The 10,406-nt window shown below is 71.6% G+C and carries 8 protein-coding genes and 1 pseudogene; 7 read left to right on the top strand and 2 right to left on the bottom strand.

From position 1 onward, the window contains the following. From NIE79_RS05240 to NIE79_RS33950, 3 genes are all read left to right on the top strand, one after another. The coding region (locus NIE79_RS05240) for a zinc ribbon domain-containing protein (RefSeq protein ID WP_238677469.1) at positions 1-265 on the top strand (265 nt) is incomplete at its 5' end. 71 nt (positions 266-336) lie between these two features. Continuing rightward, a complete protein-coding gene (locus NIE79_RS33580) occupies positions 337-462 on the top strand; it encodes a hypothetical protein (RefSeq protein WP_274523640.1) in 126 nt (41 codons plus the stop codon). 9 nt (positions 463-471) lie between these two features. Next, positions 472-2,025 carry a hypothetical protein gene (locus NIE79_RS33950; protein WP_308193134.1) on the top strand — a complete coding sequence of 518 codons (1,554 nt, stop codon included), beginning with the start codon at positions 472-474 and terminating at the stop codon, positions 2,023-2,025. Positions 2,026-2,112: 87 nt separating this feature from the next. Here NIE79_RS33950 and NIE79_RS05230 read toward each other — a convergent pair whose 3' ends face one another. Further along, positions 2,113-5,481, bottom strand: coding sequence for a CLIPPER-2 domain-containing protein (locus NIE79_RS05230; RefSeq protein ID WP_443677165.1), 3,369 nt, complete (start codon positions 5,479-5,481; stop codon positions 2,113-2,115). A 111-nt stretch (positions 5,482-5,592) separates the two neighbouring features. Continuing rightward, a pseudogene (locus tag NIE79_RS05220) lies at positions 5,593-6,963 on the bottom strand (choice-of-anchor A family protein); the annotation flags it as partial. A 199-nt stretch (positions 6,964-7,162) separates the two neighbouring features. Between NIE79_RS05220 and NIE79_RS05215 the strand changes: the two are divergent. From NIE79_RS05215 to NIE79_RS05200, 4 genes are read left to right on the top strand one after another with little or no spacing between them, the layout of a single operon-like run. Then, positions 7,163-8,146 carry a zinc-dependent alcohol dehydrogenase gene (locus NIE79_RS05215; RefSeq protein ID WP_238677468.1) on the top strand — a complete coding sequence of 328 codons (984 nt, stop codon included), beginning with the start codon at positions 7,163-7,165 and terminating at the stop codon, positions 8,144-8,146. Between the two features lie 2 nt (positions 8,147-8,148). After that, positions 8,149-8,547 (top strand): 6-pyruvoyl trahydropterin synthase family protein, encoded by a 399-nt coding sequence (locus NIE79_RS05210; protein ID WP_112623286.1) that lies wholly within the window; start codon positions 8,149-8,151, stop codon positions 8,545-8,547. Beyond that, positions 8,544-9,590 (top strand): glycosyltransferase family 4 protein, encoded by a 1,047-nt coding sequence (locus NIE79_RS05205; protein WP_238677467.1) that lies wholly within the window; start codon positions 8,544-8,546, stop codon positions 9,588-9,590. The genes NIE79_RS05210 and NIE79_RS05205 overlap by 4 nt, the downstream gene beginning before the upstream one ends. Next, positions 9,587-10,405: a class I SAM-dependent methyltransferase gene (locus NIE79_RS05200; protein WP_238677466.1), complete on the top strand. Its 819-nt coding sequence runs from the start codon at positions 9,587-9,589 to the stop codon at positions 10,403-10,405. The genes NIE79_RS05205 and NIE79_RS05200 overlap by 4 nt, the downstream gene beginning before the upstream one ends. The last annotated feature ends 1 nt before the right edge of the window (position 10,406 follow it).

Genomic DNA, 10,406 nt, shown 5'->3' with positions numbered 1-10,406 from the left:
GCTCGCCCTGCACGAGCGTGAGTACGACTGTGAGGCGTGCGGCCTGGTCATCGACCGTGACCACAACGCCGCACTCAACCTGGCCGCCCTAGCGGCCGAGCTCAACAACACCGCCGGGAGTGGCTCGGTGGCAGCACGCGGAGCCGACCAGAAGACCCACACACAAGGGCAGGTGGCTGTGAAACGTGAACCCGGCACGGCATCCGCCGGCAAGACCGGGACCGCCCCCACCGCAAGGCGGGGCAACCGATCATGCGCTCACTAAAGCGCACTGAAAGGTAACGGCAGAGCGAAGAGCTTGCCGCAGGGCTGACCGCGGCGGGTGCCGAGGTCGAGTTGTCGGTGGTGCAGGGCGCCGGCCACTGTTTCGCCGGAGTGCCACTGGAGCCGCTGATCCGCGACAGCCTGGCGTTCTTCACCCGGGTCCTCGCCCCCGACACCGGGACGCTGCCGCCTCACTAGGGTGACCCGGTGACCGCCTACGACGTCGCCGCCAAACTTCCCGACATCGACCGGCTGCGGCAGCGCTGCAAGGCGTTGGCCGTGCTCGAGCGCATCATCGACGGCGGGGAACCCTACTACGCCTACACCTCGACCTGGGGCACGGACGAGGCCGCGCTGATGAGCAACGGCAGCGGCGAGGAGTGGGCCATCGTGTTCACCGCCGACGGCGCCTTCATCCGACTCTTCGACCACGAGTCGGCGATGTCGCCGTACCGCCATCCGAACCACGAGCTGTGGCCGGGCCTGGTCGACGGTGTTCCGGAGCTCCTACGCCCGCAGGTGACGGAACCCGCCTTCTGCGACGAGGACGGGCAACTCGTCGCGACGACAGTGCTGTGGCGGCTGGCCGAGGACGATCGCTGGCACGCCGGGAACGGCATCGCCTTCCCACCGCCGAGCGGGCCGTACGACGACAACGGCCCGGACGGGTCCGGGCTGCTCGACATCCTGTTCGACGACATCGTCGACCGCTTCGTCGAGTTCGCCGGCGGCTACTACGAGACGACTGTGGACCGGGCGGCAGTGGAGCACATCGTCGCCCATCGGCCGCTCACCGACACCGTGACGAGGGCCCTGAATCCGCAGCTCAGCGTCGCCGACCTGCGGGTGGACCTCACCGAGATCGGCTACCCGATCGCCGGGGACGGCGCCGCGACGATCGAGGTCGGACCTCATGGCGCGTTCTCGGTGAACAGCGTGGGCCTGGACCGCGCGCCCTTCCCGTTGAGCTTCAGCGTTCGCGAGAAGGGCGGCTCCTGGATGGTGACCGCGACCGCGGCGCGGGCCGCCGAGCTGGCCGAGGTGCTCATGCTGGCCGGCAACGACACCGTCATGGTTGTCGGCCTGGAGACCAACAGCTTCCTGGACGAGGAGTATCAGCAGTGGCGGCCGTCGCGGATCGCGGCGGAGCAGGGCGTCAGCTTCGAGGTGCATCAGGTCGGCGCGCTGGCGGCCGGTGTCGTCGGCCTCAGCGAGGAGGCCCTGCTGATCCGCCGGGAGCAGCTGCCCCGGTTCCTGGCCGGCTGGTACCCCTACGAGCTGAGATTGCTCGACGTGCCGAAGGCGCCATCCGCCGCGCGGGTCGACGAGATGATCGTCGTCATCGGAACGGCCACGTACGACGAGCCGGTCCTCCCCGCGCTTGCAGGCTCACGCCTGTTGTTCTCCGGGCACGACGACTGCTACGTGGCCGTCGAAACGACGGACCGCTCGGTGCCCGCGGCGGTCCTCGGCCGGCTCCTGGCCCTGCTGGTCGGCTCGGCACTTGTCGAGACCACGGTGGTAGAGGTGACGGCGCCCGACGTCGAGACCGTGGAGAGGCTGATCGGGGAGAGCCGGCACTGGGTCGGCGTGCTGGGCACCGCGACGCGTGGCTCGGTGACAGTCGATCTGCACGCCACGCCCGGATCGTGGCGGCTCGGCCAGTCGGTCCCGAAGCAGCCCGACTTCAGAATGGTCTACGACGTCGCGAGCAGGGCCTGGCGGTTGACCGAGGTGGCTGCGTCACTGCTGAATCAGTGACGTCGAGCGTCGTGGTCGCGGGGTGGTGGCGTGCCGCGAGGGCCGGACCGGTTCCCCTCCGGTCCGACCCCCGCGATCAGGTCCGCGCTAGGCGCGGATCCTGCGCTGCCGGACGACCAGCAGCAGCGCCGCGCCGAGGAGCACCGCCAGCACGCCGGCACCCATCCAGAGCCCGGCCGGGAACGATGTGCCGGTCACCGGGAGCTTGCCCTTCACCGGGATGGTGATGGTGGACTCGGGTGAGACCGGCGCCGGACCGTCCGGCGGAGTGCCGGTCGCCGTCGCGGTGTTGCGCAGCGACCCGTGGTGGTAGTCGGCCTTGCTGACCGTGTACGTCGCCGCGCAGGTCACGGCGGCACCGGCCGCGAGGGTGACGGCACCGTTCGGGGTCTTCTCCGGACCGCAGGTGATCGGGCCCAGGTTGGCCGCCGAGGCCGGCGCGGTCAGGGCGTCGGTGATCGTCACGCCGGTCAGCGGCACCTGACCGGTGTTGGTGACCACGAACTGGAACGGCACGTGCTGCCCCGGTCGGACGATCTTGTCGGTGCTGCTCGACTTCACCACAGTGATCGCCGCGCCCCGGGTGGCTGTTACCTCGGCCAAGGCCGGCGCGGAGCGTACCGGTGCGGGCGGGTCCTGGCCGGGGATGGTCGGCGGCGTTCCGGCCGCGAGGGCCGTGTTGGTGATCCGACCGGCCTCGATGTCCGCCGCGGTGACCGCGTAGGTCGAGGTGCAGGTGGTGCTCGCCCCGACGGCCAGGGTGACCGAGCCGTTGGCGACCGGCGGAGTGCCGCAGGTGATCGCCCCGGGCGTTCCGGTGCCGGAGAAGTCGGTCTCGTCGACAGTCACCGCGCTGAGCGCTGTGGTGCCGGTGTTGCTCACCACGAACCGGTACGTGACCACGTCACCGGCCGCGGACACCACTGTGGGCGTCACCGACTTGGTGATGGCGATCGCCGGGTGCGGGATCGGGATGTCCACCGGCGACGGCGGTGAGACCGGCGGCGGACCGAACGGCGGCGTACCGGTGGCCGTGGCGACGTTGCGCAGTGACGAGCCGGTGAAGTCCTCGGCGGTCACCGTGTAGGTCGTCCGGCACTGGATGGAGGCGCCCGGCGACAGTGTCACAGCGCCGTTCGGGATGTTCTGCGGACCGCAGGTGATCGGCCCGAGCACACCGCGCTCGGACGGCGGCAGCACTGTGTCGTTGACTGTCACGTTGGTGAGGGTGAAGCCGCCGGTGTTGACGACCAGGAAGGTGTAGGGCACCTGCTGGCCCGGCGCGGCGATCGCCACTGTGGTCGTCGACTTGATCACCTCGATGTTGGCGACGAGGCCGGACTCCGGAATGGTCAGTGTCGACGGCGGCGAGTCGACAGGCGCGCCCCCGCCCGGCGGTGTGCCGTGCGCGGTGGCGACGTCGGTGACCCCGTTGTTGTCGAGGTCGGCCTGGGTGACGGTGTAGGTGGCGGTGCAGGTGGTGTTCGCGCCGGGGGCGAGGGTGGTGGCGGCGCAGGTGATCGGGCCGAGGTCGGCGTTGGACGACGGCGGTGTCTGCACGTCGGTCACGTTGACGTTGGTCAGGGTGAGCCCGCCGGTGTTGACCACGTGGAACCGGTACGGGACCTGCTGTCCGACCGCGCTGATCGCCACCGTCGTGGAGGTCTTCACGACCTGGATCGCGGCGACGATCCCCGCGTCCGGAATGGTGAGCGTCGCCGGGGTCGAGTCGATCGGCGTGTCACTGCCGGCGGGTGTGCCGTGTGCGGTGGCGACGTCGGTGACCCCGTTGTTGTCGAGGTCGGCCTGGGTGACGGTGTAGGTGGCGGTGCAGGTGGTGTTCGCGCCGGGGGCGAGGGTGGTGGCGGCGCAGGTGATCGGGCCGAGGTCGGCGTTCGACGACGGCGGTGTCTGCACGTCGGTCACGTTCACCGCGGACAGCGTCACGGTGCCGGTGTTGGCCACCAGGAAGCGGTAGGGCACCTGCTGCCCGACCGTGTTGATCGAGACCGTGGTGGACGACTTCAGCAGCGAGATCGACTGGATCAGGTCGGCCGCCGGAATGGTCAGCGTCGAGGGCGCCGAGTCGATCGGGTCGTCACTGCCGGCGGGTGTGCCGTGTGCGGTGGCGACGTCGGTGACCTCGTCGTTGTCGAGGTCGGCCTGGGTGACGGTGTAGGTGGCGGTGCAGGTGGTGTTCGCGCCGGGGGCGAGGGTGGTGGCGGCGCAGGTGATCGGGCCGAGGTCGGCGTTGGACGACGGCGGTGTCTGCACGTCGGTCACGTTCACGTCGTTGAGCGTCACGCCGCCGGTGTTGGCCACCAGGAACCGGTACGGCACCTGCTGCCCGACCGCCGTGATCGACGTGGTGGTCGACGACTTCACCAGGGAGATGCCGGGGACGACCACGTCGCTCGGAATCGTCAGGGTCGCCGGCGGCGACTGCACGGGCGGCCGACCGCCGGGTGGGGTGCCCTGCGCGGTCGCGCTGTCCCGGACCGAGCCGAAGTCCAGGTCGGCCTGGGTGACCGTGTAGGTGGCGGTGCACAGGGTCTGCGCGCCGGGGGTGAGGGTGGTGACGGCGCAGGTGATCGGGCCGAGATCGTTGTTGGACGACGGCGGGGTCTGCACGTCGGTGACTGTCACGCCGGTGAGGGTGAACCCGCCGGTGTTGACGACGTGGAACTGGTACGGCACCTGCTGCCCGACAGTCGTGATGGACGTGGTGGTGGAGGTCTTCAGGATCGCGATGGAGGCGACCAGGCCGGTCTCCGGAATGGTCAGCGTCGCGGGCGTCGAGTCGACGGGGGTGCCGCCGGGGGGTGTGCCGTGCGCGGTGGCGACGTTGGTGACGCCGTCGTTGTCCAGGTCGGCCTGGGTGACGGTGTAGGTGGCGGTGCACAGGGTCTGCGCGCCGGGGGCGAGGGTGGTGGCGGCGCAGGTGATCGGGCCGAGGTTGGCATTGGATGACGGCGGTGTCTGCACGTCGGTCACGTTCACCCCGGTGAGGGTGAACCCGCCGGTGTTCAGCACGTGGAACTGGTACGGCACCTGCTGGCCGACAGTGGTGATCGACGTGGTGGTCGAGGTCTTCATGACGGCGATCGACGCGATCAGGCCGGCCTCGGGGATGGTCAGCGTCGACGGCGGCGAGGTGACCGGCGTACCGCCGCCGGGCGGGGTGCCCCTCGCGGTGGCGACGTTGGTGACGCCGTCGTTGTCCAGGTCGGCCTGGGTGACGGTGTAGGTGGCGGTGCAGGTGGTGTTCGCGCCGGGGGCGAGGGTGGTGGCGGCGCAGGTGATCGGGCCGAGGTTGGCGTTTGACGACGGCGGGGTCTGCACGTCGGTGACGGCCACGTTGCTCAGGGTCAGACCGCCGGTGTTGGCGACCAGGAACCGGTACGGCACCTGCTGCCCGACCGTCGTGATCGACGTGGTGGTGGACGACTTGACCACCGTGACGGCGGCGGTGAGCACCGGTGCCGGGATGGTCAGGGAGTTCGGATCGGAGACGACCGGCGGACCGGTGGGTGGGCTGCCCTGCGCGGTGGCGACGTTGGTGACGCCGCCGTTGTCCAGGTCGGCCTGCGTGACGGTGTAGGTGGCCGTGCAGGTGGTCTGGGCCCCTGGCGCCAGGGTGGTGGCGGCGCAGGTGATCGGGCCGAGGTTGGCGTTCGACGACGGCGGGGTCTGCACGTCGGTGACGGAGATGTTGGTCAGTGGGACGCCGCCGGTGTTGACCACGTGGAACGAGTACGGCACCTGCTGACCGACGCTGTTGATCAGCGTGGTGGTCGACGACTTGATCAGGGCGATGTCGGCCGGGGTGGCGCCGGCGCAGGACAGGGTGGTGCTGAACGGGAAGTAGTGGATCTCGCCGCCGCGGTGGTCCAGCGTACGGGTGATGACGCTGCCCTCGGTGTTGCTGGAGGAGAGGTCGGTGAGGCTGGCGTTGGGGGCGTAGATGGTGCCCTCGACGGTGGCGGCGTTCGGGGTGAGGGTGAGCGCGGTGGCGGTCGGGAAGTTGAACAGGATGTAGCGCGCCTGCGGGCCACCGATCCCGGCGAAGTTCGGGGCGGTCCAGGCGAACGTGTTGCCCACGCCGCTGGTGTCCACGTTGACCAGCAGTGGTGTGGCGGCGCTCGGCTGGCTCGCGAAGGTCAGGATCTGGATGTTGGCCAGGTCGGCGGCGGTCAGGTTGAGCACGTTCGTCACGCCAGGGGTCAGGGTGACGACGGCGTTGCTGCCCGGTGGGACGGGTCGGGGCAGCACGTCACCGTTCGGCGTCCGCAGCACCACTGTGTTGTCGCAGGTGGCCAGACCGGCGGTGGTGTCCCGGAAGGCGGCGAACGCACCGGCGAAGTTGATCGGTGAGGTCGGCCCGACGCTGGCAACCGGCTGCCGGGTGACCAGCTCCACCCGGGGTGAGGCGTCGTAGTCGTTCGCCGGCAGGATCCGGGTGTTGACCTGGGCGCCGTTGTTGTCGGTGTTGCGGACGAAGGCGCCGGTCAGGTTGCCGACCTTGGCGTAGCCGTTGGAGAGCACCTGGAGGCGGCTGCCGCCGACGCTGCCGGCGAAGTTCACCCGTCCACCCACGACCAGGGCGCTGGGGTTGGCGTCACCGGGCACCACGAACGACCCGGCGCTCGCTCCGGCGAGCTGGTAGTTGCCGAAGGTGAGGTCGCCGCCGACGGCGAGGGTGCCCTCGTTCTCGTCGTTGTTCACAGTGGCGTTGCCCTCGGTCATCACGCCGAAGCTCAGCGCCTCGGCGACCGGGTCGACCGGGCCGATGGCTTCGTCCACGGCGGCCAGTACCGGGTTGATCGGGGTGGGCGCGGCGGGCGCCGGCACCAGCAGTCCGTTGACCGCCAGCACGCCCGCGACGGCGGTCAGCGCCGCCGCCCGTGACCTGCGGCTACCCCACCACGAAATCCTCATCACGCCCCCGTTGGTTTGAATGTGCCAGGGGAGCTTATAGGGGCAAAAACCACCCTATGACCGGTTTGTCCGAATGGCGGTCCTGCCGGGCGGGCTTCGAACTGTGCGCCCCGTACTTCCGTGTTTATGATCGACAACCCCGAACGGGGACCGACACGGCCGATCGGTTCGGCCCGCAGCAGAGGTGAGGTGCGCGACGGTGATCCGCGAGGCGTCCGCCTGCTGGGTGGTTGAACCCGGCGTGGCCGAGATCCAGCCGGTGTCGCTGACCGCCCCGGGCCCCGACGAGGTTCTGGTCCGGGCCCGCTACTCCGGCGTCAGCCGGGGCACCGAGACGTTGGTCTTTGCCGGCCGGGTTCCCGTCGACCAGTACGCCACGATGCGCGCGCCGTTTCAGGAGGGCGAGTTCCCCGGCCCGGTGAAGTACGGCTACCTCAGCGTCGGCGTGGTCGAGCAGGGCCCGCCGGAGCTGCTCGGGCGGACGGTGTTCTGCCTGCACCCGCACCAGAGCGCGTACGTCGTGCCGGTGAGCGCCGTGGTGCCGGTGCCGGAGGGGGTGCCGGCCGCCCGAGCGGTGCTCGCCGGCACTGTGGAGACCGCCGTCAACGCCCTGTGGGACGCGGCGCCGCTGGTCGGCGACCGGGTCACAGTGATCGGCGCGGGCATGGTGGGCTGCTGCGTCGCGGCGCTGCTGGCCCGGTTCCCCGGTGTGCACGTCGAGTTGGTCGACACCGACGCGCGCCGGGCCGGCGTGGCCGGGGCCCTCGGCGTCAACTTCGCCAACCCGGCAGACGCCCGAGGTGACCGGGACCTGGTCGTCCACGCCAGCGCCACCGCCGCAGGCCTGCAACAGTCGTTGGACCTGCTCGCCCCGGAGGGCACCGTCATCGAGCTGAGCTGGTACGGCGACCGCCCGGTGCAGGTGTCGCTGGGCGGCGCGTTCCACTCCGGTCGACTCAGCGTGCGCAGCAGCCAGGTCGGGATGGTGGCACCCGCCCGACGGGGACGGCGCAGTTACGCCGATCGACTGGCGCTCGCCCTGGACCTGCTCGACGACCCGGCCTTCGACGCGTTGATCACCGGCGCGTCGCGCTTCGCGGAGCTGCCCGACGTGCTCGCCAGACTGACCTCGGGCGCTCTGCCCGCGCTCTGCCACCTCATCACCTACGAAGACGGAGAGTGACAGTGTTCAGCGTGACAGTTCGGGACCACATGATGATCGCCCACAGTTTCCGAGGCGAGGTGTTCGGGCCCGCCCAACGGCTGCACGGCGCGACGTTCGTGGTGGACGCGACGTTCCGCCGGCCCGACCTGGACGCCGACGGGATCGTGGTGGACATCGGCCTGGCCACCGAGCAGCTGCGCGCCGTACTGAGCGAGCTGACCTACCGCAACCTCGACGACGAGGCGGCCTTCGCCGGGGTGAACACCACCACCGAGGTGCTGGCCCGTACGGTCGCGGACCGGCTGGTCGAGCGGGTACACGCTGGTGAGCTGGGCGCGGGCGCGCGCGACCTGGCCGGCATCACTGTCACCCTGCACGAGTCGCACATCGCCTGGGCGAGCTACGAGCGGTCGTTGTGACCGATGCGGGCCGGGCGGTGCACGTCGTCCTGCCCGGTGACATCGACGATCCGGCCACGCCCAGCGGCGGCAACTCCTACGACCGGCGGATCTGCGCCGGGCTGGGCGAGCGCGGCTGGTCGGTGCACGAGCATCCGGTGCCCGGCACGTGGCCGCACCCCGACCCGGCCGACCGGGCGAGGCTGGGCGCTGTGCTCGCCGCCGCGCCCGACGACGCCGTGGTGCTCATCGACGGCCTGATCGCCTCGGCGGTGCCGGACCTGCTCGCCCCGCACACCCGTCGGCTGCGCCTGGTGCACCTGGTGCACCTGCCGCTGGACGACGAGCCGGAGGCCCGTGCGCTGGCCACCGCCCGGGCCGTCGTCACCACCAGCGAGTGGACCCGCCGCGCCCTGCTGGCCCGCCACCCGGCCCTCGCCGGCCGGGTCCGGGCCGCGCCACCCGGGGTGCGGCCCGCGCCGCCGGCAGCCGGCTCGGCGGCCGGCGACCGGTTGCTCTGCGTCGCGGCGGTCACCCACCACAAGGGGTACGACGTGCTGGTCGACGCGTTGGCCACGCTGGTCGGTCGGCCCTGGACGATGGTCTGTGCGGGCACGCTGGCCCGGGAACCGGATCTCGTGCACCGGCTGCGCGACCGGTTGACCGGAGCGGGCCTCACCGAGCGGGTGCGGCTGGTCGGCCCGCTGACCGGCGCGGCGTTGGACGACGCGTACGCCGCCGCCGACCTGCTGGTGCTGCCGTCGAGAGGCGAGACGTACGGCATGGTCGTCACCGAGGCGCTGGCCCGCGGGCTGCCGGTGCTGACCACCGAGGTGGGCGGGCTGCCGGAGTCGCTCGGTCACGTGCGCGGCGGTGAGCGCCCGGGACTGCTGGTCCCACCCGGTGACCCGGCGGCGCTGGCCGCCGCGCTGATCCGCTGGCTGGACGACGACGCGCTGCGCGCCCGGCTGCGGCGTGCCGCTCTCGCCCGGCGCGACACCCTGACCGACTGGCCGGTGACCACCGCACTGCTGGCCGGCGTGCTGAAGGAGGTGGCGGAATGACCGCCGAGGAGACCCTGCCGTTCGCCGACTGGCTGCGGTTGCGTGAGCCGGCCGACGCGGCGGCACGCGCCGAGGACCTGCTGGACGCCGTCCGGGCCCGGTTGACCGGGAACGCCCCGACGGTGATCCACGACCTGGGCAGTGGCACCGGGTCGATGAGTCGTTGGCTGGCCGCCCGGCTAGCCGGACCACAGCACTGGGTGCTGCACGACCGGGACGCCGACCTGCTGGCCCGCGCCGCCGAGGGCATGACCGGGGTGACCGCCGCCGACGGCGCCCCGGTGACCGTCCACACCCGCTGCGGTGACCTCACCCGGCTGACCGCCGCCGACCTGGCCGACGGTTCCCTGGTCACCGCGTCCGCGCTGCTGGACATGCTCACCGCGGAGGAGGTCGAACGGGTGGTGGCCGCCTGCGTCGGCCGGCCCGTCCTGTTCGCCATCTCGGTGACCGGGCGGGTCCGGTTCACCCCGACCGACCCGCTCGACGAGGCGGTCGAAGCCGCGTTCAACGACCACCAGCGGCGTACCGTCGAGGGCCGGCGGCTGCTCGGCCCGGATGCCGCCGCCGCCACCGTCGCGGCGTTCACCCGCCACGGCGTCGACGTGCGCGAACGGCCCAGCCCGTGGCGTCTCGGCCCGGAGCAGGCCGACCTGGCCGCCGAGTGGTTCCGGGGGTGGCTCGGGGCGGCCTGCGAGCAGCGCCCCGACCTGGCCGGCCCCGCCCAGGCGTACGCCCGCAGTCGGTTGGCCGACGCGGCGGCCGGCCGACTCACAGTGCTGGTCGAACATACCGACCTCCTCGCCGGTGGATGAA

It is taken from the genome of Micromonospora trifolii (assembly GCF_022229005.1).
GTDB classification, from domain to species: Bacteria; Actinomycetota; Actinomycetes; order Mycobacteriales; family Micromonosporaceae; genus Micromonospora; species Micromonospora trifolii.
The sequence above is the reverse complement of the archived record's forward strand: the minus strand, read 5'-3'. Positions and strand labels throughout refer to the sequence as shown.

Coding starts and splice junctions, on each gene's coding strand:
- NIE79_RS05200 (WP_238677466.1), top strand. CDS start 9,587: ATGACCGCCGAGGAGACCCTGCCGTTCGCCGACTGGCTGCGGTTGCGT.